Annotated in this window: 20 protein-coding genes, 3 tRNA genes and 1 riboswitch; of the genes, 11 read left to right on the forward strand and 12 right to left on the reverse strand. The window is 59.3% G+C overall.

The genetic code is table 11. From position 1 onward, the window contains the following. Genes phnX through AADW57_RS07540 form a run of 3 tightly spaced genes read right to left on the reverse strand, consistent with a single transcriptional unit; the run spans window position 1 to window position 3,755 of the window. Window positions 1-873 (reverse strand): phosphonoacetaldehyde hydrolase, encoded by an 873-nt coding sequence (gene phnX, locus AADW57_RS07530; protein WP_341669436.1) that lies wholly within the window; start codon window positions 871-873, stop codon window positions 1-3. A gap of 7 nt (window positions 874-880) precedes the next feature. Next, window positions 881-2,692 (reverse strand): putative 2-aminoethylphosphonate ABC transporter permease subunit, encoded by a 1,812-nt coding sequence (locus AADW57_RS07535; RefSeq protein WP_341669437.1) that lies wholly within the window; start codon window positions 2,690-2,692, stop codon window positions 881-883. Continuing rightward, entirely contained in the window at window positions 2,679-3,755 is a 1,077-nt protein-coding gene (locus AADW57_RS07540) for a putative 2-aminoethylphosphonate ABC transporter ATP-binding protein (protein WP_341669438.1), read from the reverse strand. The genes AADW57_RS07535 and AADW57_RS07540 overlap by 14 nt, the downstream gene beginning before the upstream one ends. 139 nt (window positions 3,756-3,894) lie before the next feature. Here AADW57_RS07540 and AADW57_RS07545 point away from each other — a divergent pair, with 139 nt between their 5' ends. Then, on the forward strand, window positions 3,895-4,767 hold the full coding sequence (locus tag AADW57_RS07545; protein WP_341669439.1) for a LysR substrate-binding domain-containing protein: 873 nt from the start codon (window positions 3,895-3,897) through the stop codon (window positions 4,765-4,767). Between the two features lie 13 nt (window positions 4,768-4,780). On the opposite strand, the gene AADW57_RS07550 is transcribed toward AADW57_RS07545, so the two are convergent. Continuing rightward, on the reverse strand, window positions 4,781-6,793 hold the full coding sequence (locus AADW57_RS07550; RefSeq protein ID WP_341669440.1) for a DUF4139 domain-containing protein: 2,013 nt from the start codon (window positions 6,791-6,793) through the stop codon (window positions 4,781-4,783). Between the two features lie 225 nt (window positions 6,794-7,018). On the opposite strand from AADW57_RS07550, the gene AADW57_RS07555 reads away from it, so the two are divergent. Continuing rightward, complete coding sequence (locus tag AADW57_RS07555) at window positions 7,019-7,702, forward strand: prepilin peptidase (protein WP_341669441.1); 684 nt, start codon at window positions 7,019-7,021, stop codon at window positions 7,700-7,702. 201 nt (window positions 7,703-7,903) lie between these two features. Continuing rightward, window positions 7,904-8,974 (forward strand): NAD(P)/FAD-dependent oxidoreductase, encoded by a 1,071-nt coding sequence (locus AADW57_RS07560; RefSeq protein ID WP_341669442.1) that lies wholly within the window; start codon window positions 7,904-7,906, stop codon window positions 8,972-8,974. Between the two features lie 13 nt (window positions 8,975-8,987). On the opposite strand, the gene AADW57_RS07565 is transcribed toward AADW57_RS07560, so the two are convergent. Both AADW57_RS07565 and AADW57_RS07570 read right to left on the reverse strand, forming a co-directional pair. After that, a complete protein-coding gene (locus AADW57_RS07565) occupies window positions 8,988-9,473 on the reverse strand; it encodes a DUF1648 domain-containing protein (protein ID WP_341669443.1) in 486 nt (161 codons plus the stop codon). Between the two features lie 335 nt (window positions 9,474-9,808). After that, window positions 9,809-9,893 (reverse strand) — tRNA-Leu (locus AADW57_RS07570). A 179-nt stretch (window positions 9,894-10,072) separates the two neighbouring features. Then, window positions 10,073-10,166, forward strand: a riboswitch (SAM-I-IV-variant riboswitch). 113 nt (window positions 10,167-10,279) lie between these two features. On the opposite strand from AADW57_RS07570, the gene AADW57_RS07575 reads away from it, so the two are divergent. Continuing rightward, on the forward strand, window positions 10,280-10,624 hold the full coding sequence (locus AADW57_RS07575; protein ID WP_341669444.1) for a hypothetical protein: 345 nt from the start codon (window positions 10,280-10,282) through the stop codon (window positions 10,622-10,624). On the opposite strand, the gene AADW57_RS07580 is transcribed toward AADW57_RS07575, so the two are convergent. Then, the gene (locus AADW57_RS07580) at window positions 10,621-11,418 is read right to left on the reverse strand and encodes a siderophore-interacting protein (RefSeq protein ID WP_341669445.1); all 798 of its coding nucleotides are present in this window, start codon (window positions 11,416-11,418) and stop codon (window positions 10,621-10,623) included. The two genes, AADW57_RS07575 and AADW57_RS07580, sit on opposite strands and share 4 nt — an antisense overlap. Before the next feature lie 2 nt (window positions 11,419-11,420). Continuing rightward, on the reverse strand, window positions 11,421-11,993 hold the full coding sequence (locus AADW57_RS07585; RefSeq protein ID WP_341669446.1) for a PadR family transcriptional regulator: 573 nt from the start codon (window positions 11,991-11,993) through the stop codon (window positions 11,421-11,423). Window positions 11,994-12,154: 161 nt separating this feature from the next. Between AADW57_RS07585 and AADW57_RS07590 the strand changes: the two genes are divergently transcribed. Beyond that, window positions 12,155-12,239 (forward strand) — tRNA-Leu (locus AADW57_RS07590). 203 nt (window positions 12,240-12,442) lie between these two features. Here AADW57_RS07590 and AADW57_RS07595 read toward each other — a convergent pair. Continuing rightward, a complete protein-coding gene (locus AADW57_RS07595) occupies window positions 12,443-13,357 on the reverse strand; it encodes a LysR family transcriptional regulator (protein WP_341669447.1) in 915 nt (304 codons plus the stop codon). Window positions 13,358-13,478: 121 nt separating this feature from the next. Here AADW57_RS07595 and AADW57_RS07600 point away from each other — a divergent pair, with 121 nt between their 5' ends. The 4 genes from AADW57_RS07600 to AADW57_RS07615 are packed head-to-tail and all read left to right on the forward strand — an operon-like array spanning window position 13,479 to window position 17,287. Then, complete coding sequence (locus tag AADW57_RS07600; RefSeq protein ID WP_341669448.1) at window positions 13,479-14,465, forward strand: PDR/VanB family oxidoreductase; 987 nt, start codon at window positions 13,479-13,481, stop codon at window positions 14,463-14,465. 47 nt (window positions 14,466-14,512) lie between these two features. Beyond that, window positions 14,513-15,796, forward strand: a complete 1,284-nt coding sequence (locus AADW57_RS07605; protein WP_341669449.1) for an aromatic ring-hydroxylating oxygenase subunit alpha — start codon at window positions 14,513-14,515, stop codon at window positions 15,794-15,796. Continuing rightward, a complete protein-coding gene (locus tag AADW57_RS07610; RefSeq protein ID WP_341669450.1) occupies window positions 15,793-16,269 on the forward strand; it encodes an aromatic-ring-hydroxylating dioxygenase subunit beta in 477 nt (158 codons plus the stop codon). The genes AADW57_RS07605 and AADW57_RS07610 overlap by 4 nt, the downstream gene beginning before the upstream one ends. 52 nt (window positions 16,270-16,321) lie before the next feature. After that, window positions 16,322-17,287 carry a Bug family tripartite tricarboxylate transporter substrate binding protein gene (locus AADW57_RS07615; RefSeq protein ID WP_341669451.1) on the forward strand — a complete coding sequence of 322 codons (966 nt, stop codon included), beginning with the start codon at window positions 16,322-16,324 and terminating at the stop codon, window positions 17,285-17,287. Between the two features lie 105 nt (window positions 17,288-17,392). Here the strand turns inward: AADW57_RS07615 and AADW57_RS07620 are convergent, their stop codons facing one another. Beyond that, window positions 17,393-18,439 (reverse strand): ornithine cyclodeaminase, encoded by a 1,047-nt coding sequence (locus AADW57_RS07620; protein WP_341669452.1) that lies wholly within the window; start codon window positions 18,437-18,439, stop codon window positions 17,393-17,395. Window positions 18,440-18,536: 97 nt separating this feature from the next. Then, window positions 18,537-19,511, reverse strand: coding sequence for an arginase (gene rocF / locus AADW57_RS07625; protein ID WP_341669453.1), 975 nt, complete (start codon window positions 19,509-19,511; stop codon window positions 18,537-18,539). Between the two features lie 276 nt (window positions 19,512-19,787). On the opposite strand from rocF, the gene AADW57_RS07630 reads away from it, so the two are divergent. Next, window positions 19,788-20,036: a heavy-metal-associated domain-containing protein gene (locus AADW57_RS07630; protein WP_341669454.1), complete on the forward strand. Its 249-nt coding sequence runs from the start codon at window positions 19,788-19,790 to the stop codon at window positions 20,034-20,036. A gap of 1,043 nt (window positions 20,037-21,079) precedes the next feature. On the opposite strand, the gene AADW57_RS07635 is transcribed toward AADW57_RS07630, so the two are convergent. Then, window positions 21,080-21,164 (reverse strand) — tRNA-Leu (locus AADW57_RS07635). A gap of 106 nt (window positions 21,165-21,270) precedes the next feature. Between AADW57_RS07635 and rnr the strand changes: the two genes are divergently transcribed. Continuing rightward, window positions 21,271-23,748 carry a ribonuclease R gene (rnr, locus tag AADW57_RS07640; protein ID WP_341669455.1) on the forward strand — a complete coding sequence of 826 codons (2,478 nt, stop codon included), beginning with the start codon at window positions 21,271-21,273 and terminating at the stop codon, window positions 23,746-23,748. Window positions 23,749-23,777 lie beyond the last annotated feature (29 nt).

Here is a 23,777-nt window from a genome sequence, read left to right on the forward strand (position 1 = left end):
TCAGGATTGGATAGGGTCAGTCGGTAGTTGGCCGGCGGCCAGGCGCTGCTGGATGTCCTCCAGAACGGCCGGCAGATCGGCGACGGTATCGATCAGGTAGTGGGGGCGCACAGGCGCAAAAGTGGCGGCCGAACGCTGGCGGGCGGCTTCTTTGTCGGTTTCGCCCAGGGCCAGAAACTCGGCTTCGGTCAGGCCGGCCGCGTTGCCCGAGAGCAGCAGGCCGACCGTCCACATGCCGGCACCGTGGCCTTCTTCGATCCCGACAGGGGTGTCGTCGATCTTCACGCAGCCGGCGACCTGGCTGATCTCCAGGCGGATCACGTTTTCCAGGGCCATGGCGGGCCAGGGGCGGGCCATCGGCACTTCGTCAAATGCGACGTGGTAATCCACAAAGACTTGTTGCTGATTGGCGTGTTGCAGCAGATTGTCCAGAACGATGCGCGGGTAGCCCGAGCAGGAACCGATCTTCAAGCCTTGGCGGCGCGCCCACGACAGGGTTTCGCGCACGCCGGGAATGGGGGCGGAAAATTCGCCCACGCGCTCGGTCTGCAAGGGCAAAAACGTGTTGTAGATCTGGTCTACATCGCTGTCGTCGGATTCGCGTTGGTGCAGGGCCTGGAATTGGGCCTGGACTTCGGGCAGGGCCAGCATGGCCTTGATGTGGTCCCATTTGCCTATGCCCATGGCGCTGCGGGCCTGCTCCAGGTTCAGCGTCAGGTCGTAGCGACCAAAGGCCTCGACCAGGATCTGCGTGGGGGCGAAGGAGCCAAAATCGACCAGCGTGCCGGCCCAGTCAAAGATCAGGGCTTCCAGGCGTGGAGCTGGGTCTGGGCGTCCGTCCAGGCGGGTGATGGAGGGGGTCTGGGATTGCATGGCTATCCTATCGTGTCGTAGAAAGAGGGGAAGAAGTGCGCCAGGCCTGTGTGCGGCGCAGCGAGGCGCGGCTGAGCAGATGCACCAGCAAGCAGAACGTAGCCGAGCTGAGCATGATCAGCGTGCACATGGCGGCGGCCGGGCCGATGAAACCGGCGTCGTCCATGTTCATGACGGCCACCGAGGCCAGGACGGTCTGAGGGCTGTACAGAAACACCACCGCCGATACGGTCGTCATGGCCGAGACGAACAAGTAGCGGGCCACCGAGAGCAGGGCAGGCAGGCACAGGGGAACGGTCACTCCGGTCAGGGTAGACAGGCGAGGGGCCTTCAGGGAGGCAGCGGCGGCTTCCAGCTCGGCAGGGATGGACTTCAGGGCGGTGACAAAGGTCAGGTGCGCGCTGGTGTACATATGCACGACCGTACACAGCACCAGCAAGGCCATGGAGCCGTACAGGCCGGACATCGGATTGGACGGATGATTGAAAAAGAAGATGTAGCCCAGGCCCAGTACCAGGCCGGGAATGGCCATCGGCGTCAGGGCCAGCATGCGCAGCACGCCGTACAGGCCTTGCTCAAAGCGCCCGGTGGCCGGCAGCTTTTCCAGCATCCAGGCCCCCAGAAAGATCAGGGCAGAGCCGATCAGTGCTGTGCACAGGCTCATGAACAGGCTGTTGCGCCAGGCCAGCCAGCCGCCGCCGTCCATATTGTCGAAGTCGTAGGATTTCAGCGACAGGCTCAGGTTGTAGGGCCAGAACTTGATCAAGGATGCCCAGACCGCCATGCCCACGATGGTCAGGATGGCCAGGGACACCACGACCAGGATCAGCGTAAAAAAGCGATCGCGGCGGGCGTGTGCGGTCGGAACGTAGGCGCTTAACTGTCCTTGCGCCTGGGTGCTGGCCCTGGACCGCAGGTGGCGGTCCAGCAAAAAAGTCAGCACGGCGGGTATCAGCAGCAGCATGCCGATGGCTGCCCCTTTGGAAAACTGCAACTGGCCGACCACGGCCTTGTAGGCCTCCATCGCCAGCACGTTGTAAGAACCACCCACGACCTTGGGAACGCCGAAGTCGGTCACGGTCAGGGTAAAGACCAGGCAGGCGGCTGAAAAGACGGCGTAGCGGCTGGCCGGCAGGGTAACGGTCAGGAAACGGCGCCAGGCACCGGCACCCATGGCGCGGGCGGCGTCATACAGGCGCGCATCGGCCAGGGCCAGACCGGTGCCCAGAATCATCAGGGCATGGGGAAACGTATAGAAGGCTTCGCCCAGCACAATGCCCCAGAAGCCATAAATGGTCTGGCCACCGATCCAGTCGCGCAAAATCCCCTGGTTGCCGAACAGGTAGATCAGTGACAGGCCGGGCATCAGCGACGGTGCCAACAATGGCAGCAGGCCCAGTGCCCGGAACAGACCTGCGCCCCGGACGCAGCAGCGTTGCAAGGCAAAGGCAAAGGCGTAGGCTGTCGGGATCACAATGCTCAGCGTGGTCACGCCGACCAGAATGCTGCGGCCCACCATGCTCATGAAGCCAGGAGCGCTGACGATGTTCCAGAACTGGCTCAGGCCGACCAGATTGCCGTCGCCGTCCTGAACGGCGCGCAGCAGAATGAACAACATGGGCAGAGCCAGAAACAGCAAGAGCAGCGCCAGCAGCGAGAGCGTCAAGAAGCGGCGGGCCACGAACCCAAGCCAGACAGGCAGAGGCTGCCGGGTCAGGGGTGGCGCGGATCGCTTGCCGACGACTGAAGGCGGGAGCGATAGGGCCGTTGCGCGGCTTGCGCCGCTATGGCTGGCGGTAGACAGTTCAGGCGTGGGCATACAGGGCCTCGCTGGGGAGCTGGACGCGACAACGGCGCGCGGCCAAGGGGGCAAGCAGGCGGTCGCCCTGTTCCGGATTGACGATGGCCTGTACGGTCAGCCCATCCATGCCTTCGGGGCGCAGCGTCAGCTTGTAGTGGCGGCCCAGGAAGATGCCGTCCACGATGTCGGCCAGAAACGTGTTGGCGATGCCATTGGGGTTGGACGAGTCCAGCACCCGGATATTTTCGGGGCGGATAAATAGGCGGCCTGGCTTGACCGGCGCATCCTGGCCCAGATCCAGGCGGGCGCGCTCGACCATGACCGAACAACTGTTCAGCGGCGTATAGGGCAGCCAGTTGGCCTCTCCGATAAAGCCGGCCACAAAGGGGTTGGCGGGTGCCCGGTATAGGGCCTGCGGGCGGTCAAACTGGACCAGCCGGCCTTTGTCCATGACGGCGATCCGGTCGGCCATCACCATCGCTTCTTCCTGGTCGTGCGTGACCATCAGCGTAGTAATCGACAATTGCTTTTGCAGGGCGCGCAGCTCTACGCGCAGCCGTTCACGCACCTGGGCATCCAGCGCCGACATCGGCTCGTCCAGCAGCAGCAGCGAGGGCGAGGGGGCCAGAGCGCGGGCCAGGGCGACACGTTGTTGCTGACCACCGGACAGTTGCGCCGGGTACTTGTTTTCCGAGCCCGACAAGCCGACCAGATCCAGCATTTCCGAGACGCGCAGTTGCACCTGTTCGGCCAGCTTGCGGCGTGGCGACAGGCCATAGGCGATGTTCTGCGCCACGGTCAGGTTCGGGAACAGGGCATAGGACTGAAACAAAATGCCGTAATCGCGCTGCTGCGGCGGCAACTGGCTGATATCCCGACCCGCCATGATGATGGCACCGCGGTCGGCGCGTTGCAGACCGGCAATGCTGCGCAGCAAGGTGGTCTTGCCGCAGCCCGAAGGCCCCAGCAGGCAGACCAGCTCGCCGGCCTGTATGTCCAGGCTGACCTGGTCCAGGGCGGTAAAGGAACCGAACTGCTTGTGCAGTCCTTGTATCGATAAAAAGGCGGCAGTGGCGCTCATTCCGAAATCCGGCTTGTCATGTAGGTCATGGCCGCCAGTATGTGAGCCGTACATGATGGCTCTATGACAGAACATAAAATTTCTGTAATACGAGAATCGGATAATTTGGACTTCGAGTGTTTTGCGGGAGAGTCGCAGCATGCTGGCTCTGGAACTGAAGTCTTTTCACGCCATCGCCCATAGTGGCTCTATTACTAAGGCTGCGCAGATGCTGGGCATCAGTCAGCCTACCGTCACGTCGCATCTGCGCCAGTTGGAAGCGCGCTATGGCATAGAATTGTTTTATCGACAGGGCAAAGGAGTTTACCTAAGTGAGCAAGGCGAACGTCTGCTGCCCCAGGTCGAAGAGCTGATGCAGCAGGCGGCCCAGATCGACTTCAGCCTGCGCGATCTGCGTGATCTGAAAAGCGGCAAAGTGCGAGTCGGTGCTACGGGGCCTTACTACATCATGGATGTGTTACGACGGTTTTACCAAGCCTATCCAGGTGTGGAAATGAAGTTGAGCATAGATAACTCGCAACGGGTGCTCAGCAGCTTGCTCGATTACCAGTTGGATGTCATTGCCTCGTCATTTTTAGTGGACGACGAACGTATCATCCGGGTGTTGCTGGCTTCGGACCCCTTGGTCGTGGTTTTACGGCGCGATCACCCGCTGGCCGCGCGCAAGCGGGTGCGTATTGCCGAGCTTTGCCCTCATACGATTCTGATGCGAGAAAACGGCTCCATGACTCGAGAACTCTGTCTGCAAGTTTTCCGGCAGGCCGGGCAGCAGCCTGGCCAGGTGCTGGAGATCGGCAGCCGGGAGGCCATTTGTTGGGCCATAGTTTGTGGTTTGGGGGCCAGTTTGTTGCCTTTGCGGGAAGTTCCCGCCCACCCCGAGATCGTCACGCTGCGCATCAGCGACGTGTCCGTGCATCTGAACGAATATGTGTATTGCCTGAAAGAACGCGCGCATGGTCATGCCATACGCGCGTTTCTGGATCAGGTTCAGGTGGATTTGCCCGTTCGCTAGGCGCGTTGTCGCGTCAAGACTGCGAGAGTGCCTTCTGGAAAGCGTCGCGTGCCTGGTGTACTGCCTGGCGACGCTCTTGCAAGGTGGTGCGCAGAGCGGCGATCTGGTCTTCCTGCGCAGCCAGTTGCTCGGTAAAACGCTGTCCCAGCGTGCTTTGCGCGGTAACTGCAGCCAGGTTGGCGCGGATGCGTTCCTGTTCGCTGACCGTCTCCTCCAGCGTTTGTAGGGTCTGCTTCTGCTGATCCTGCGCCTGGCTTAATTGACGGCGTAGCGCGATCAGTTCGTCCATGCGCTGGGCCTGGGCGGTATCCATGCCCGTGCCGCGCCATTGGGTCAGCAGGTTCTCGTCGATATCCTCCAGGCTCAGTTCCATCTGGTCCTGAATGCTCAGTTGCGCCGTGACGGTCACCGTCTGGCCTTTAGGAACCTTGACCCGCAGGCGGTGTTCTTGCGCCGTGTCGCTGTCGTGCGCGTCCGATTGCAGTGTCCATCCATCCTGGCGGGGCAACTGAATCAGAACCTGGCGATCCTGGTCGGCTGCGCCTTTGATCTGAAAGCGGTGGTGCTGGATGCGGGTCCAGTCCGAGCGGGCGATGCCATCGGCCACGCGGGTGCGGGACAGACGGTGTTCCTCTGTCTGTTCGGCGCGCACCTGCACTTTGTTGTCGCGTGCAAAGTAGATCAGGCGTTGTTCGCCGGCCGGCAGTCCGGCCAATTCGGCATCGCCCACATGACCGCTGCGCTGGTCAAAAACGGTAATGATGCCCGGCGGCAAGGAATTGGCCTGCTGGTTATCCAGCAAGATAGCGGCGGTGGGATGATCGCTGCTCTGGCCGCTGCGGTAGACAGACAGGGCGTCGGCCTTCAGTTCTGTGTCCACAAACGGAACCGATACGGTCTGTCCGGCCGGCACATCCAGCGCTTGAGGCAGGCTGAAGCGGACATTGGACAGGTTTTCCTGGGCCTGCGAGGTCGCCTCCGGGCCGTAGGGCTGGGCCCAGGCGCTGTCCTGCGCCATTTCGGCCATCACAGGCGCGATGGGGGCGGGCATGGCCATCCTGCGTTCGCTTGCCTTGGCCTGCAGGGCAGCGCCTTGCGCTGTCCTTGCCTGTTGCATGGCCGATTGGGTGTCGGCGGCCGGAGCCAAGGCGCTGCCCACGGCAACGGGCAGTTCGGGGCGCTGGTTCCAGTAGCGTTCCAGCAGACGTTGGCGCAGTACGACGGGCGAGCCCGAGCTTAATGTCACCTTGACCTGTTTCCAGTCCTCGCCGCTGGTGTTCTCGAACACGGCCCAGGCCTGCAGGCGGGCTTTGTCGCCATCGAGCATCAGTCTGTACGTGCTTTTCCAGACCGGCGCAGGAATCAGGTAGGACAGACGGGCCGGGCCTTGGCCGGCTTGGTCCAGCACAATATGAATGTCGCGGCTCTGGTCATTGCTCTGGCTGGCCAGCACCTGGGTGGCGCGCTGCAGCTTTTTCTGCAACTCGCTATCGAGTACGTCCAGATTGGCGTCGGGGCCCAGTTCCAGTGTTTGGATCTGGCCGTTGTCGGCCAAGACGGTCAGCAGAGTCTGCGCTGCACGGTCGCGTGTCGGCGGCGAATTTTGCACGCCCAGCACCGCACCGCTGACGTTGCGTCCCTGGGAGCTGGCCTTGACCTGTACGCCACGCAGCGCATGGGCCAGGGCGGCGGGCGAGCGCAGATCCTCGGCCGAGAAGGGCAGGCTGTCAAAAGTTTCTTGCAGCGGAGCCAGGCCCGCGAGTGTAACCGAGGCAATACGGTGTGTGCCGTCGATGGCCGTCAGTGTCTTGAGGACGTCGTCCACCTGGTTAAGCGGCACGCGAATATGCAGGGCCCCTTCTTTGTCGGTTTGGGCGCTGCGTTCAATTTCGGCCACGCCTGCGGTCGATAGGGTAATGGTCTGGATGTCGCCGGCCAGGGCTGCCGTGCTGCACCAGGTCAATCCCAAGACCAGCAGGCTGCGGTTCAAAAGACGTAAGCGAGAAGGAGAAACGCAGCGGGACATAGGTATTTCCTTGTTCGTTCATAGGCAAAGCGTGTTGGGCGCATTATGCCGACCCTTGCGTTTGCGTGCCCGTGAATCAGGTAACAAAAGACTGCCGTCTGCTGCAAGATGGCAATCCAGGTCGAAAAAGTCCTGCTGGTCATCCGGGCGTCGTCGGCCTCTGCTAGCATCCCTTCTGCGCCTCGGGCGTGACGGCGCAATCAGCAATTTCAAGGACGACTGACGATGATGTGGATGCAATGGGGCGGTGCATGGGCCGGTATGTTGGCGGCGGTGGGTGTGGCCCTGCTGCTGGCTTGGCCGGCTCGGCGTCTGGCCTGGGCGTTGCCGGTCGAACTGGAGCCGTCATTGCAGGAGCGTTCGCAGCAGTCCCATCAGCGCTGGCGGGCGTGGTTCCAGCTGGCAGCGCTGGTGTTGATGGTGTTGGCCGGATGGCAATTGCAACTAAGGCCGGCTTTGCTGGCCGCTTTATTATTTATCGCAGGCGGTATGCTGCTGGCCTGGATCGATGCGGAAACCGGTTATTTGCCTGATCGCCTGACCCTGCCTTTGCTTTGGCTGGGGCTGCTGGTCAATCTGGATGATACGTTTGCCTCCTTGCCGATGGCGGTATTGGGGGCCGCCTTGGGCTATACGATTCTGTGGGTGGTGAATCAGTCCTTTTTGATGGGCACAGGCCGCCATGGCATGGGCTATGGCGACTTTAAGCTGCTGGCGGCGCTGGGGGCCTGGTTGGGGGCACCGGTGCTGCCTACCGTAATATTGGTGGGGTCCGCCTCTGGCCTGTTGGTGGCTTTGCTGTTGCGTCTGAGCGGGCGCTTGCAAGCCGGGCAGGCTTTGCATTTTGGTCCGTATCTGGTGGCTGGCGGACTGTTTGCCTTTTTTGCATCGCTTGCGATTCCGTCCTGATTCATTCCCGGTGGCGTGGGTTTCCATCATCCCGCGCGGCGCGCACGGCACATTTTGTGCTGACAGGGATGACAGGTGCATTTTGGGTGGGCTGCAAAGTCGTGGTACAAGGTGTCGGGCGTCGGCGGCACGCCGTTGATTCTGCGTGATCGCAGCCGGTTTGTCTGACTGCCCGGCGGGTCGGATTTTTGGGAAATGTACATGATTATTGTTGTGGGTGCCGGTATTGCCGGCATGGTGGCGACACGTCGTCTGAGCATGCAAGGGCACAAACCTGTCTGGGTGTCTGCCGCTGCGCCGCCGGCCGCGTTGGGAGAAACCTTGTCCGAACGCGGGGTGCGATTTTTGAATGCGCTGGGCTGGTCGGGGGCGTTGGACGCAACGGTCGCCCTGCCTTCCCAAGGGCGGTTTTCGGTATGGGGCAGTGCCGGGCTGCGCACCGTGCAAGATGAAGATGGCCAGGGCTATCTGGTGGATAAGGCGCGTCTGGAGGACAGGCTGGGGCAATGGTTGCAGCGCGACATTCAGGGGGCGCAACGTGCTCGTGTACAGCGGGTGGAGTCTTTAAGCGACGGCGTGCGCGCCGTGCTTGACGACGGTAGCGTGCTGCAAGGGCAGGCGTTGATCGATTGCACCGGTCGGGCGGCTATTTCGAGCGATGCACAGACTGAGCGTCGCCGTCTGGATAGGTTGGTGGCCGTGTGGCGGGTGTTCGATCTGCCCGAGCACGTCCAGACCTTGTCTGCCTCGCTGGTAGAAGCCGTGGAGCTGGGGTGGTGGTATATGTCGCCCATGCCTGGGCAGCGCATGATGGTGGCCTTGTTTTCCGATGCCGATCTTCTGCCCGAATCGTTGAGCCGAGATGCAGGTTGCTGGAGTGGTTTGGCCCGCAGTTCGGATGCCGTTCGGGTGCGTTTGGAGAGTCTGGGCATCGATTGCGTGCTCGACCAGGTAACGCCGACCGTATCGGCGGCGGCCAGCACTCTGGCCTCTTGCGTGGTACAGGGACGAATCTTGCGTGCCGGCGATGCCGTGGCGACGATGGACCCTTTGGCTGCGACAGGATTGGCCACCGCCTTGTGGAGCGGGGTGCAATCGGCCGACGCCGCTTTGGCGCTGCTCAAGGGCGATGCCGGGCCGGCGCATCGTTACGAAAAAGACTATCTGCTGGGGCTGGTGCATCACCTGAATTCACAACATGCCTTGTATGGCATGGAACAGCGCTATGCTGGTCAGCCATTTTGGCAGCGCCGCCATCGTCCCTTGGACTGACAAGATGCGTTATTTATTCGGCCGGCAGGCCGAAGCGCCGATGCAAGATCAGCACCCATGCTGCCAGGGCAGCGATGAACAGACCGGAACCCAGCAGCAGGGTTTCGGTGTCCAGATGGCTGGGGGTGTGCTGGTTGGCGCGCAGTATCGACCAATGCACAAAGGCTAACAATGCGATCAGCAGCAGCGACAGGGACTGCAGCCAATTGGACAGATAGCTTAAGCTTTCCTGGCGTCGTTCCGGATTCAGCCAATAGCTGCGGCGTGGGATGCGGATGGCCTGATCGGGAAGCTTGGTAAACAGTGCCCCCAGCAGCGCACAGCCCAATGGCAGCAAGATCATCAGCGCAATCATTACAGTGACATATTGATCGCGCTCCATGAAACCGTCGGCCACGCCTTGCGTAGTAAAGTGCGAGGCAATCAGTTGGGGCAGGGCAGGGTGAGTCCACCAGACATACATGACGGCGGCAAAGATCGGGATCAGAGTCAGGTGCATGGCGCGTCTCCAAAACCGCAGTGTATCGCCCGATATATCGGTAGCCCGTGAAGGAAAATTAACGGGTCAGCATGCCCGGCCCTTCTCGTCCTCGCGCAAGGTGCTCAAGCACCTTGCTTCCTGGGCCCATAAAGCAAAATGCCGACCATCTTACGATGATCGGCATTTCGAGGAATCTGGTGCCCAGGAGAGGACTCGGTCACACTAGCGCGACCCCAGCCGGGCCTGCATGCCCGGCCTTTCTCGTCCTCGCGCAAGGTGCTCAAGCACCTTGCTTCCTGGGCCCATAAAGCAAAATGCCGACCATCTTGCGATGATCGGCATTTTGAGGAATTTGGTGCCCAGGAGAGGACTCGAACCTCCACACCTTGCGGCACATGGACCTGAACCATGCGCGTCTACCAATTCCGCCACCTGGGCTCTGACTGCAGTTTGTTGCGTATTAGGCTGCGCTTTTTAAAAAAAGCGCCAATCAGCAAGACAGAAGATAACTATAGCACGTTTATAAAAATACGCAAAGATTATTTTCTTTAATCCCTTTACTTTGTAAGGCTGTATTGCGTCTGTCTTGCGCGTTCGCACAAACACTTCTATGCTTATTGCTGTATCAAGAGTTGGGGCAACCCATGCCAACCTGTGTACCCGCACAAGGTGGATTCACGATACGGCCTGTCGGCAAACAAGGGGATATGCTTTGCAAACCCGCCGCCGGCGGGTTTTTCATTGGGGGCCTATGCGCCCAACGGGTCTTTTAATCCAACTTGCTCACCCGGACATCTGTTCCAAGAGCTAAACAGGAGCATTTCATGCCTGCACCGTTTTACTACCACCTGACTTTAGGCCAACGCCACTACCGCATCCAGGCTCGCCCAGGTTGTTCGCGCCTGGCCGTGCTCGAAGCCAGTCGGCCCAACATCCTGGGGGCCTATGAACCGCGCTGGCTTGGTTCCAGTTGCCGAGGCGGCTACTGGGCAGCGTTCCATGACGAAATCGACAGTCAATTGCTCCTGAACATGGATGCCATCGCCCGCCTGATCGATTCCCATCGCCTGGCCAGGCCTGATACGGAGCTGGACGCCGATCTGGACACCGTGCTGAATCTGCACGGACGCCTGCGCACCTTACCCGGCCTGGAGCGCAGGGCGGCTTAGTCGTGCTGCTCGTGTATGGCCGCTTCACCCTGACGCCAATAGCTGCTGGCGCGCACCAGCGTCTTGTCGTGGCCGCGCTCCTGAACCCAGTATTGACGTATAGCCTTGGCCACGGCGGATTCGGCCGCAATCCACACATGACCACGCCCCGCCTGCACAGGCGCATTGCGCACGGCGTCAAGCAGGCCCGCTTGCCCGGCGAAAGACGGCACCCAATTCACCGGCACATGGTCTGGTGCCTGTAGCGCTCCTAAAGTCTGCAAATTGCGGGCCAACATAAACACCTGCACGGCGGCCTGCGCCGGCAGTTCTTGCAAACGACGCGCTATGGCGGGGATGGCGGTTTCATCGCCTATCAAGACATGCCAATCAAATCCGGTCGAAACCAGAAAGGAGCCACGCGGACCGGCTACGCCCAATTTGTCGCCGGTACGGGCAGCCGACGCCCATTGGCAGGCCGGGCCTTCGCCATGCAACACAAAATCGATGTCCAGTTCCTGCTCTGCTTCGCGCCAGGCGCGAGGGGTGTAATCGCGCATGGCGGGCCTGGGCTGACCCGCTGGAAAGACCAGTCCGCGTTCCCCCAGTTGCGGCAAGCGCGGCACGCTTTGCCCGGCTTCGGGAAAAATCAATTTGACATGGTCATCGAAACCGGGCGAATAAAAGCCGGCCAGATCCGTCCCCCCGAGAGTGATGCGCACCAGATCCGGCCCCAACATCCGACGGGCCTTGACTGTCAGCAGGCGCAACTTCAAGGGGTGGGCAACTTTCTGTATTTCGTCAACAGACTGCATGTTCAAGACTCCTTGGGCAAATTTCGTATCTGTGCCAATGCTTGCTCCAGAATATCAACGACTTGGCGTTGTCGCTCCGGACCAGCAGTGGACTGTTCAAACAAAGCATGCCGAATGGCATGGCGAATATGGACAAACTCGGGCAACCAGCCAGTCTGCTCCTGCGCTGCGCGGATCTGATCAGTATTGCCGGATTCAGCCAGCATCTGACGCATCCACACCAGTTTGCGCGCTCTGTAGGCCAGAGATTGCAGCAAATACGCACAGGTATCCTGTTGCCCCTGCAAGTAGACAAGGCCTTGATCGGTCAAGCTGTACAGCTTGCGGCGTCCTTGCGTTTGCACATGCACCCATCCTTGGGCCGTACAAAACGACAAAGCCGGATAGACCGTCCCGGCACTAGGCACATAGGTATTACGGCTAAGTTGGGCAAAGCGCCGTATCAGTTGATAGCCATGCGATTGGCCTTCCTGCAGCATGGACATCAACATCAATTGCATGGCCTTGGCCGTATATTTCCGACCCTGGCCAAAGTCCAGCAACATACGCTCGACATCCAGGCTGTTTATGTCCATGCCACTCTCTTAAGATATATCGCACGACACAACAGTATCGCAAATGAGAATCAAAATCAAATAAATCCTCTGATTTCAAAAGTCATTAAAAGACTTGCAAAAAAAAGAAAACTGAGTCTATAATTTAATTCTTGAGTCGCGATGCAAATCAAACACTCAACGCCCAGGTGGCGGAATTGGTAGACGCGCATGGTTCAGGTCCATGTGCCGCAAGGTGTGGAGGTTCGAGTCCTCTCCTGGGCACCAAATTCCTCAAAATGCCGATCATCGTAAGATGGTCGGCATTTTGCTTTATGGGCCCAGGAAGCAAGGTGCTTGAGCACCTTGCGCGAGGACGAGAAAGGCCGGGCATGCAGGCCCGGCTGGGGTCGCGCTAGTGTGACCGAGTCCTCTCCTGGGCACCAAATTCCTCAAAAGCCCGGTTGTCGAAAGACAGCCGGGCTTTTGTTTTATGCATGGCCAGCATTCTGAAACAACGCAATAATGTGCTGGTACAGCCATAGTGCTCCGGCATCCAGGGCGCGGTTACTGGGATAGTGCAAGCCTATCGCCACTTGAGGGGTGCGAAAGGGCAGGACCCGGTGTACCAGTTCGCCGCTCTGGCACAAGGCATACGCAATGGATTGTGGAGCGACCAGCAAGAGATCATCGTGTTCCAGCAAGGGTTTGAGCGATTGATAGCCATCCACCTCAAGGACATAGTTCAGGCTTTTGCCTTGTGAGTGCATAAGGCTGGCGATGCTGTAGTACGGAAATTCGTCGGTGTCGATTTTGATATGTCGAGCATGCACGAAAAAAGCCATATCCAGTATCGGGTTGGATGGCATGGTGGTTTCCCGGCCCACGCATACAAAAGCCTCGTCGTAAAGATGCTTTGAATTGTAGAGATCCGGACCATGAATTTCCGGGCAGATGGCTGCGTCAATTTCAGACTTGTATAGCCTGCTTTCAACGGTCGACTTATCAACATTCACCACGTCCAGGCGAAGCCCCGGTGCGCTTTGGCGCAACGACATATAAAGGCGGGGTAGGGCGCTGTGGCGCATCGCGGGACTGAATGCGACCCGGAATTTACGGTCGCTGCTGCGCGCATCAAAGTCATATGCCATGCGCAATGCCGCCTGCAAAGCCTGGATTGCCTGATCGACCGGTTGAAAAAGAGCCTCGGCCATGCGAGTGGGCTGCATGCCGCCTTGCGTGCGGGTAAACAGCGGATCGGCAAAATACCCACGCAGGCGCGCCAAGGCATGGCTTAGGGCCGGCTGGCTAAGATGCATGCGTATTGCCGCCCTAGAGAGATTGCGTTCCTGATAAATAACAACAAAGACACGCAATAGATTCAAGTCGATTCGGGACAGATCCATATTATTCCCCCGGCGAATAATAGTCATGAAAATTAAGAACTTGACCCTATTCAGGGCTATTTATATATTTTATATAACTATAAATATTTTATATTTAAACTAAATGGTGGCGTGTGTTGAAATGAATAAAGCTGCTCAAGCAATCCGTAAAAATCAGACGCTGAATTTGCGCGTGCTGGAGCGGCGGCGCGAAGCGGTGGATGTGTGGCTGTATCGGCTCGAAAGACCGGGCCAGACTTTGCCGGCATGGAAGGCAGGCGCCCATATCGACATCACAACGCCCTGCGGACTGAAACGACAATACTCATTATGTGGCGATCCTGCGCAAAACAGGTTTTGGGACATTGCCGTCAGACTTGCACCCGATTCCCGTGGTGGATCACGTTCCATCCATGAAAGTATTGTGCCGGGAACCATGCTCTCTGCCAGTCTCCCACGCCATAGCTTTGGCGTGCAAGAAGGCACCGGTGGCGGTTTGCTGCTGGCGGCCGGGATAGGCCTGACCCCTTTGTTCAGTATGGCCTGGCACCTGCATCATGAGCAACGCCCTTTTGTTTTGCATTACTTTGCAAGCAGTCGCCAACGGGCACCTTTAGTCAATGCGCTGCAAGACGCTCCGTTTCATGGCCGCGTGCATGTGCATATAGGGCTGCCGCGCTCACAGATTGACGATGTGATCGGCCAGGCCATGGAGCAGGAACCAAACCGCACAATTTATACCTGCGGCCCGCTTGGTTTTATGGAGCAGATCGAGCGCCTTCGGCAGGAACACGGGGGGGATGCGCCCCTGTTCAAGGAGCAATTTGTTCCTGCCGTGGAATCGACAAGCGAGGGGGACCAGGCCTTCACTGTTCGCTTGGGCCGTAGAGCATCCCAAGAGATCCCTGTCCAGGCTCATCAGAGCATTCTTGAGGCATTGGAATTACACAATATCGTTGTCGACAGCTCCTGTCGCCAAGGTACTTGTGGGTCATGCATACAGACCGTTCTTGACGGCCAGGTCATTCACAGGGATTCGTGCTTGTCGGCATCGGAACAGGGCCAGGAGCATCTTATTTGCCTGTGCGTATCGCGATCGGCCGGCCCGATTCTTACTCTTGATTTATAGCGCTTGCATTTTTTGACCGCCGGATGCCTTGCCGGCAAGGAGATCGTATGCCAGAAGCCATTGCCCGCCTGTTTAATGGGGCCAATATCGATAAGCGGGTCTACACCGACCCCTTGCTTTTCGAGCAGGAACAAGAACGCATTTTTGCCAAAGCCTGGCACTACGTCGGCCATGTTTCACAACTGGGCGAGGCAGGCCGATATGTAAACGTAGAGGTGCAGGGGCAGCCTATCCTGGTCATGCGCGGCGGTGATGGAACGATACGGGCTTTTTTCAATCGTTGTCCGCACCGGGGGGCGTTGTTGACCCGTCACCCCTGTGGCCAGGCCGAGCAATTGGTGTGCTCGTACCATGCCTGGTCTTTTGATACCTGCGGCCAACTGCGCGGCTTGCCCATGAGTGCGGGCTACGAGGGTACGCCTGTTCAAGTCGGCGATGCGCGCTGGGGGCTGGCAGGTGTGCCCCGCCTGGACGAGTATGCCGGGTTTCTGTTTGTCAATCTGGATGCGCAAGCGCCCGCGCTGCTCGATTGGCTGGGGCCTAATGCCGGCAATCTTATGAATATGCAGGAACGCTCTCCTAGCGGACTCATCGAGCCTTTTGGGGGGGTGTTTCGCATGACCCAGCGCAATAACTGGAAGGTCTATCTGGAAAACCTCCATGATGGCGCGCACGCCTTGCCCACGCATCAGTCCTCCATTTTGTCGGCGCGGCAGACCAGTGCCAGCACACAGGACCCGTGGAGCCAGCTGCAGGCTGACATTGTCAGCGCGAACGGACAGCCCCCACGGAAAATGGCGGCGCTGTCTGTCAACTGTTTCGAGCGGGGCCATAGTGAAATGTTTGGTTTTCGGGAAAGTCGCCCGGATACCCCCGAACAACGAGAATACGAAGCGGCGCTGCGAGACTTTCACGGAGCCGAGAAGGCGCAGGATATTTTGCGCACAGATCGACATATCGCCTTGTTCTATCCCAATTTGTCGATTACGCCCAATTGGATGCAACTGCGGGTCATCGTGCCGCTCAGTGTGGAGCGAACGCGTGTGGATATCTACAGTTTCAGACTGATCGGCGCTTCGGACGCCATCAACCGGCGCACGATTGCTTTTGCCAATGCGGTCAACTCGCCTACCTCCCTGATTCGCGCCGATGACCTGGAGAACTTCGAGCGCATCGAGGCCGGGCTCAAGGCTCAGGCACCGCAATATGTCAGCGCCCACCGTGAATACAGCAAAGAAACCCAACCGCTCGGGGCCTCGCATGCCATGAGCGAGCGCTATGTACGCAATCAATTCCATGCGTGGCGCACCTATATGGAGCATGTTCAATGAGCACGGTGACAAGAGATCAGGTGCTGGATTTTATTTATCAGGAAAACCAGTTACTGGACGAACAACGCTACGAGCAGTGGCTGGCCTTGTTTGACGCCCAGGGCATGTACTGGATTCCGGCTCAAGCCGATCAGACCGATCCGTTGCAGCATATTTCTCTGTGCTATGAGAGCGTGGACATGTTGGCCATGCGCGTGGCGCGCTTGCGGCACCCGCAGGCACATGGCCTTGCCCAGGATATCCGCACGTCCCGGCTGACAGGCAATGTCTCGTTCAGAACACGGGATGATGCCGGTCTGCACGTGCGCGGACACCTGATCGTGCACGAGTGGCAAGGCCAGCGTTTGCGCCACTTTGCCGGGCAGGTGGACTATCGGCTGGATGTGCAGGGGACGACCTGGTCCATACATGAAAAAAAAATCAGTCTGGTCAATGTAGAAGCAGCTTTTGAATCCATTCAGATTCTGTTGTGAGCAAGCAGTTGGAACCTCGGAGCGGATCACTTTCCATCAAGGATGCCTGACTATGCATACACGTTCATTACGTACCTTCGTCCTGTCCTGTAGTGCTTTATTTTGCGCTGGTGTACAGGCTGCTTCCTTCCCCGAGCAGCCGGTGACGATTACTGTTCCATACCCGCCTGGCTCGGCAGCCGATACTACGGCTCGCCTGGTTGCCCAAGGCATGTCCAAGGAGTTGAACACACCCGTCGTGGTGGAAAACCGCAGTGGCGCAAGCGGAGCCATCGGCACGGCGGCAGGCGCGCGGGCCAAGGCGGACGGCTATCATCTGACCCTGGTGGCCTCGCCCGCCGTCATGACCATGTTGCAAATGAAGCAGCCCGGCTTTGACCTGGAGCACGATTTTGCGCCTGTGGGACTGATTAATGAGTTCTTCAATGCGCTGGTGGTCAATCACAAGCTGGGCATCAAGACGTTTGCGCAATTGCAGGATTGGATTCATGCGCATCCGGGCCGCTTCAATTTTGCCACCGCTGGCAATGCCACGCCCTCGGACTACGCGGGCCGCCAGTTGGCCAGAAAGCATGGCCTGGATATGACGTTCATTCCCTATCAGGGTTCGACGCCTGCTCTGATGTCCGTTGTGTCGGGGGAGTCCGACGGTGCCGTGATGGTGGCCGGCCCTGCGATCGCCCATATCAAGTCGGGTCAGCTCACTGCCTTGAGCATCATGGCCGACCAGGCCTTGAAAGCGTTGCCGGGCGTGCCAGATACCAATGCCAGTGGCGTGCACATCACCACCAGTGGATGGACTGGGCTGGTCGCCCCGAAAGAGACCCCCATCGATCGCATCCGGGTATTGAACCAAGCGTTGAACCAGACACTGGTTGGCAATAAGCAGTTGCAGGAAACCATGGATACCTATGGTGGCGTGCTGTTGCCTGGTTCGCCGGAGAAGCTGCAACAGCGAGTCCATGACGAGATCGAGCAACTGCGCAGTGACATGCAAACGCTGTACAAACCTTCCTGAATGCGCGGTCTCTGTCATGGCAAGACAGTGAGGTTCTGGGTGTGTCGTCCTCGCGCCAGCGGTTTGCGCAGCTGGTGCGAGGACGAGCGGGGCTGGTCTGGGCCTTTAGGTTTTGTGACTTATGTCTGCGGTTTGCCTGCGTAGAAGCCGAAAGAGGTTCTTGGGGTCGTCGTTCATGTCTGGAACCAGCTTGATGGTGGTCCCGATATGACGTTGCAGCGTTTGTTCGTGAACGTAGCGCAACAGGGAGTAGTCTTCCAGTGCGAACCCTACCGAATCAAAAATCGTGATTTCCTGGTTGTTCAATCGGCCCGGCGCGGTCTTGGCCAAGACTTGCCACAGAGCCTGAACGGCGAAGTCGGCGGGCATTTGTTGTAGTTCGCCTTCGATGCGTGTTTGGGGCTCGTACTCGACAAACACGCGTCCTGCGCGCAGGACGTCGGCGTGCAGTTCTGTTTTACCCGGACAGTCGCCGCCGACGGCATTAATATGCATGCCCGGAGCAAGCATGTCCGGCGTCAGGATGGCGCTGCGGATTTTGCGGGCGGTCAGCGTAGTGACGATATCGGCACCCTGTACGGCCTGGGCGATGGAGTCTGCGGGTCGAATGAGCAGATCTGTGCAGTCGGCCAAATTGTGGATCAGGCGGGCCGTGGCTGCCGGGTCGATGTCATAAGCCATGATTTCCCGGATGCCCAGATGCTGATGGAAAGCCAGCGCCTGGAATTCGCTTTGCGCGCCGTTGCCGATCAGTGCCATACGGCGCGAGTCTGGGCGGGCCAGGGCGCGGGCGGCCACCAAAGAAGTGGCGGCGGTTCGCAAGGCGGTGGCCAACGTCAGCTCGGACAGTAGCACCGGGTAGCCGGTGTCTACGTCGGCCAGTACACCGAAGGCCATGACGGTCGGTAGCTTGTGCGCACTATTTCCTGGATGGCCGTTCACGTACTTGAAGGCGTAGCGGCGGGAGTCCGAGATCGGCATCAGTTCAATCACGCCGGTATCGGAGTGGCGGGCTACGCGGGCTGATTTATCGAAGTCCGGCCAACGCACGAAGTCCTGGGTGATGGCCTGTGCCAGCTCGGCGATAAAGGTGCGTACACCGATCTGGCTGATCAGGTGGGACATGGCAGGAATATCAATAAAACGCGTCATGGTCTGAGCCTCCTTGAATGGCCCCCTGTTCGGTAGAGCAAGGGGCAAGCTAACCTTTATCCGGGCATAGTGGCCGCGTCTACGTTGTGTCGGGTGCTTAGTTCTGTCTTGGGCGCACCAAGGTGCTTTTGCCGAACAGGCTTTCCACCAGATCGACCACCAGTTCGGCCGTTTGGTTGCGGATGTCCAGGGCTGGGTTCAGTTCGACAATATCCAGCGAGGCCAGCCTGCCTGTATCGGCAATCATCTCCATGCACAGTTGGGCTTCGCGGTAGTTGGGGCCGCCGCGTACGGTTGTGCCGGTGCCGGGGGCTATGTCGGGGTCCAGGAAATCCACATCGAAACTGACATGCAGGTGCATGTCCTGTGCATCCAGGCCTGACAGGGCCCGTTGCATGACTTCGCGCATACCCAGCTCGTCGATGGAGCGCATGTCGTAGACCTCTAGGCCCAGGTGCTCGATCATGCGCTTTTCGGCTTCATCGACGCTGCGCAGGCCAATCTGGGTGATGGCTGCCGGCACGATGGCGGGCAGGATGCCGGATAGAGTCGTCAGTGCCTGCGGGCCTAGTCCGCACAGGCTGGCCACGGGTATGCCATGAATATTTCCGCTGGGCGAAATGTCGGGGGTGTTACAGTCGGAGTGGGCATCGAGCCAGAGCACGCGCAACTGCTTTCCAGTTGCGCGGCAATGGCGTGCCACGGCGCTGATCGACCCTATGGCCAGGGAGTGATCGCCGCCCAGCATGATGGGCGTTCGGTCTTGGATAAGCTGGGCGTGGACAGCATCGTGCGCAGCCCGGTTCCAGTGTATGCATTCGTCCAGATTACGCAGGCCGTGAGCATCAGGGATTCGGTTGCTGCGTGGGTTTGGGGGGCCGGCCAGGTTGCCAATATCGCGGACATCGGCACCAAAGCGTGCCAGAGCGGGACCGAGCTGGGCCACGCGTAAAGCGTCGGGTCCCAGGCCGGCCCCGAGTCTGCCGGCCCCAACGTCGGTAGGAACGCCGATCAGCGTGATCTTGCGTGTGTTTTGGTCCGCGCCATAGGAAAGGGCTTGAGTGTCGCTCACGATCAGCAAAGCTCCTGGAAAGGGGAGGGCTTGCGTAGGCATGCGCAAGGACATGTCTGCATATGGATAGCATCCCACAGAAACGAGTCGTTCGACAATGTGGTGCTTGGCATTGTTGGTGGGTGTTGATGGCGTCAGGCGGCGGCCCTGAACGGACTTTGTTTTGAGGCGCAGGCGCGTGTATGGGCTTGTCATGCACCATAAGATATATGTAAAGTATATCTTTATGGGCGGCATCCATGCAGGCCCTGTTCTTTCGACACAAAAGGATGAATCATGCAGATTGGAATGCTCAGGCTGGCAGGTCTTCAGAATGATCAATGCGCCGGCAAGGTGGAAGCGGCTTTGGCGGCGACGGCGGGCGTCGATGCGGCCAGTGTGTCCTACGAAAATGCCAAGGCGTCGGTCCGCTTTGATGAAAGTCAGGTGTCTTTGCAAGACTTGCATGCCGTCGTGCAGCAGGCGGGCTACCGTATCGCCGTTCATGGCGAAGACGGAGCATGTTGTGGTGGTTGCGGCGGCTAAGTCTTTATCGTCTTCTTAGTGAAACCGGCTGCTTTTCAGGCAGCCGGTCAGGCTGCTGACAAACCCTTGCGTAAAATCCGCTTGCCAGCCCTTGAGTGTGGGCTGGCTTTTTTTTGCATTCCGTTCGGCTGCCGATGTTCATTGCCGAACCGGTTTTCTATAGACGCCGCTCAAGGCGCACGCTGAACGGGGCAGGCTGACGGCTTGCCGGCGCTGCGCGCCGGTGCCCTAGTCGGTTCGCGTGGCCGGGCGCGTCGTGAACTCCGGCGGGTCGCTTGTCCGCCGGACAAGCAACAAGCGCCGCCGTCAAACAGCACGACACGTGCCTCCCGTCCTCGCGCCCCGCCTGCGGCAAGCCATCCGACCCGCCTGCCCCGTTCAGCGTGCGCCTTGAGCGGCTCGAAGCCCTGATGGCATAGATTTCAACCTTTGGTCTATGGGTGATTCACGGATAGCAAGACTAGGGGGACCGAGAGAGCCCCCGCCTGGTAGGGTTGGTCGATGGGCCGTGGGCCTGGAACCATCACGTTGCCCGGGTGAGTTCGGCGGCCCTGAGTCGGCGGGCGAGTCAGGGCATTCGCCGCCGACGGATAGCCGGGACAGTGGGCAAGCCCCGTTCTGTTTGAGACGCGCGCTTGTGGTTCGGCACGAACCACGCGGCGAGTTAACGGGGTGCCTGTCCCGGCCAGCCGGCAAGGGAACCGGCGCGCAGCGCGGGCGAAGGCCCCAGCCCGCCGACTCAGGGCCGCCGGACTCACCTTCTTCGATGCCGTTTCTGCTTCGCTCAACGACCGAACGCGACATAGGGATGTGTTCGCTCGACAGTCCAAACATGTGTTTGGGCTGAGCAAACAGACATGGGTGTAACAGCGGGGTTTGTCAGCAGCCTGACCGGCTGCTTTTCAGGCAGCCGGTTTTTTATTTCAGCGTGCCGTCATCAAATGGTGATGTAAGGCATTCAGAATATCAAGGTTCAGGTTTGGTTTTTGGGCGCACAAAGCAAAAGCCCGGCTGTCTTTCGACAACCGGGCTTTCGAGGAATTTGGTGCCCAGGAGAGGACTCGAACCTCCACACCTTGCGGCACATGGACCTGAACCATGCGCGTCTACCAATTCCGCCACCTGGGCAATCGTTGTATGCTTATGTCTGTGCCAAAAGCCTGCAACGTTTTGCTGCCAAAAGCAGCAAAGAAAAGGATTATAGGCATAATTTTTTAATAATGGAAGTGTCCTTTTGATCAAAAAATTCCAAAACAGTACCGAGGACCTGACTCAAGCAACGGGTCGTTATGAATTGCCGCCCGATTTCGACCCCGACACGCCTTCGCGGGAAGGAATCTTGGCCGTGGTGCGCGATGCTGCGGATACATTGGATATCGACGGATTGGCGCTCAAGCTCGGTCTGGAACTGCCGGTGTCGGTCGGCCTGGAGCGGCGCGTGCGCGCGATGGAGCGCGATGGTCAGGTGCTGATCGGGGCCGATGGCAAGATCCGCAAGAATATGCAGACGGGTTTTATTGCCGGGCGTGTGTTGGGCCACCGCGACGGATTCGGCTTTTTGCAGCGGGCGGATGGACAGCCAGACTTGTTTCTGTCGCCTCGGGAAATGGCCAAGGTGTTGCATGGCGACCGCGTTCTGGTTCGCATCGTCGGGGAATATCGCGGCAAGCCCGACGCTTCTATTGTCGAAGTCACCGAGCGTCATACCAGCAAGCTGGTGGGGCGTTTTCTGCGTGAGCGCGGCACGTTCATTGTCGTGCCCGAAGATCAGCGCATCAAGCATGATATTTTGATCCCGCCCGGTGAGCAGGGCGGGGCCGAACCCGGTCAGGTCGTCACTGTTCAGATCACCCAGCAGCCCGAGCGCCATCGTCAGCCGCTGGGTCGCGTCACCGAAGTGCTGGGCGAAATCGATGATCCCGGCATGGAAATCGAGATCGCTGTGCGCAAGTTCGATGTTCCGGTGGATTTTTCCGAGGCTGCGCTTAAGCAGGCTGCCCGCATACCCGCCAAGGTCAAGCCGGCCGAATATAAAGGGCGGGTGGATTTGCGCGATGTGCCGTTCATCACAATAGATGGTGAGGATGCCCGCGATTTTGACGATGCCGTCTATTGCGAAGAAGTGGACATAGGCACCGGCAAGCGTCGTCGCATGGCTTGGCGTCTGTTGGTTGCCATTGCCGATGTCAGCCATTATGTGCGTTCGGGCGATGCGCTGGATGCGGACGCGCTGGAGCGCGGCACCAGTGTGTATTTTCCGCGCCGCGTCATTCCCATGCTGCCCGAAACCCTGTCCAACGGCATCTGTTCGCTCAATCCGTCTGTGGATCGCCTGGTTATGGTGTGCGACATGGTGGTGCTGGCCGACGGTCCCAAGTCGGGCACCGTGTCGGCCTATCAGTTCTACGAAGCCGTCATCCACTCGCATGCCCGCACGACTTATACCGACATCTGGAGCGCGCTGCAGCAACCTACCGGGCCGGCCGCCCAGCAGATCCAGCATGTGCTCGGGCCCGTGCAGAATCTGTACGCCTTATACCGCTTGCTGGCTGAACGCCGAACAGCGCGTGGGGCTATAGACTTTGATACTGTCGAGACCAAGATCATCTGCAATCCACTGGGCCGCATCGAACGGATCGAGCCTTTGGTGCGCAACGATGCGCACAAGCTGATTGAAGAGTGCATGTTGGTGGCCAATACCTGCGCGGCCGATTTTATCGCCCGCAACCGGCGCAATGGGCTGTACCGTCTGCACGATGGTCCTACGCCCCCCAAGCTGGAGGCCTTGCGCGAATACCTGCGCAGCCTGGGTCTGACCCTGGAAGGCGGCGAAGAGCCGACGTCGGCCGACTACGCCAAGGTTGTTGCGGCAGCGCGGGGCCGACCGGACTTTGCGGTCATCCAGACCATGTGCCTGCGGTCCATGCAACAAGCTATTTACAGTCCGGAACGAACGGGTCACTTTGGCCTGTCATATCCGCTGTATGCGCACTTCACCTCGCCGATACGGCGTTATCCGGATTTGCTGGTGCACCGGGTCATCAAGTCCATTCTGAAGGGTGAACGCTATGTGCCGGCCATCGAGGATGAGCCAGGCGATGCGGCGTTGCCGGCCAGCAAGCGCGATTTTGCCCGCTGGGAACGCTTGGGTGCCTTGCTGTCCGCCCGTGAACGGCGCGCCGACGAAGCGTCCAAAGATGTGGAGGCCTGGCTCAAGTGCTGGTTTGTCAAAGAGCATGTGGGCGAGGAGTATTCTGGCAAAATCAGCGGCGTCACCAGCTTCGGTCTGTTCGTGACCTTGGACACCTTGTACGTCGAAGGTCTGGTGCATGTATCCGAACTGGGTGCCGATTATTTCCAGTACAACGAGATCCTGAACGAGTTGCGCGGCGAGCGCACAGGCATCCGGTATCGTCTGACTGATCCGGTTCAGGTACAGGTTGCCCGGGTGGACCTGGAGGCACGCCGCATCGAGTTCCGTCTGGTCAAAGGCACGGGCTATAAAGCCCTGAAAGCGGCAGAGTCGGCTCCCGAGCAGCCCGAGCGCCATATTAAAAAAGCGGCGACGGCCAAACCCGAAGCCTTGAAGGGAACTACCGCATCGCAGCGGCGCGCCACCTTAAAGCAAGCCGGCCGCGACGAAAAGCGGGCTGTCGAGAAGAGTGCCAAGTCGGCCAAGACGGCACGCAGTCCTAGAGGACGGCGTCGATAAGCGTACAATACGGGGCCGGGTGCAGATCC

Source organism: Alcaligenes sp. SDU_A2, assembly GCF_038237375.1.
Lineage (GTDB): Bacteria > Pseudomonadota > Gammaproteobacteria > Burkholderiales > Burkholderiaceae_B > Alcaligenes.

Coding starts and splice junctions, on each gene's coding strand:
- AADW57_RS07580 (WP_341669445.1), bottom strand. CDS start 11,418: ATGCAGTCTGTTGACGAAATACAGAAAGTTGCCCACCCCTTGAAGTTG.
- AADW57_RS07545 (WP_341669439.1), top strand. CDS start 3,895: ATGCTGGCTCTGGAACTGAAGTCTTTTCACGCCATCGCCCATAGTGGC.
- AADW57_RS07550 (WP_341669440.1), bottom strand. CDS start 6,793: ATGTCCCGCTGCGTTTCTCCTTCTCGCTTACGTCTTTTGAACCGCAGC.
- AADW57_RS07585 (WP_341669446.1), bottom strand. CDS start 11,993: ATGGACATAAACAGCCTGGATGTCGAGCGTATGTTGCTGGACTTTGGC.
- AADW57_RS07535 (WP_341669437.1), bottom strand. CDS start 2,692: ATGCCCACGCCTGAACTGTCTACCGCCAGCCATAGCGGCGCAAGCCGC.
- AADW57_RS07600 (WP_341669448.1), top strand. CDS start 13,479: ATGAATAAAGCTGCTCAAGCAATCCGTAAAAATCAGACGCTGAATTTG.
- AADW57_RS07595 (WP_341669447.1), bottom strand. CDS start 13,357: ATGGATCTGTCCCGAATCGACTTGAATCTATTGCGTGTCTTTGTTGTT.
- AADW57_RS07620 (WP_341669452.1), bottom strand. CDS start 18,439: ATGACGCGTTTTATTGATATTCCTGCCATGTCCCACCTGATCAGCCAG.
- phnX (WP_341669436.1), bottom strand. CDS start 873: ATGCAATCCCAGACCCCCTCCATCACCCGCCTGGACGGACGCCCAGAC.
- AADW57_RS07615 (WP_341669451.1), top strand. CDS start 16,322: ATGCATACACGTTCATTACGTACCTTCGTCCTGTCCTGTAGTGCTTTA.
- AADW57_RS07575 (WP_341669444.1), top strand. CDS start 10,280: ATGCCTGCACCGTTTTACTACCACCTGACTTTAGGCCAACGCCACTAC.
- AADW57_RS07560 (WP_341669442.1), top strand. CDS start 7,904: ATGATTATTGTTGTGGGTGCCGGTATTGCCGGCATGGTGGCGACACGT.
- AADW57_RS07565 (WP_341669443.1), bottom strand. CDS start 9,473: ATGCACCTGACTCTGATCCCGATCTTTGCCGCCGTCATGTATGTCTGG.
- AADW57_RS07555 (WP_341669441.1), top strand. CDS start 7,019: ATGATGTGGATGCAATGGGGCGGTGCATGGGCCGGTATGTTGGCGGCG.
- AADW57_RS07605 (WP_341669449.1), top strand. CDS start 14,513: ATGCCAGAAGCCATTGCCCGCCTGTTTAATGGGGCCAATATCGATAAG.
- AADW57_RS07540 (WP_341669438.1), bottom strand. CDS start 3,755: ATGAGCGCCACTGCCGCCTTTTTATCGATACAAGGACTGCACAAGCAG.
- AADW57_RS07610 (WP_341669450.1), top strand. CDS start 15,793: ATGAGCACGGTGACAAGAGATCAGGTGCTGGATTTTATTTATCAGGAA.
- AADW57_RS07630 (WP_341669454.1), top strand. CDS start 19,788: ATGCAGATTGGAATGCTCAGGCTGGCAGGTCTTCAGAATGATCAATGC.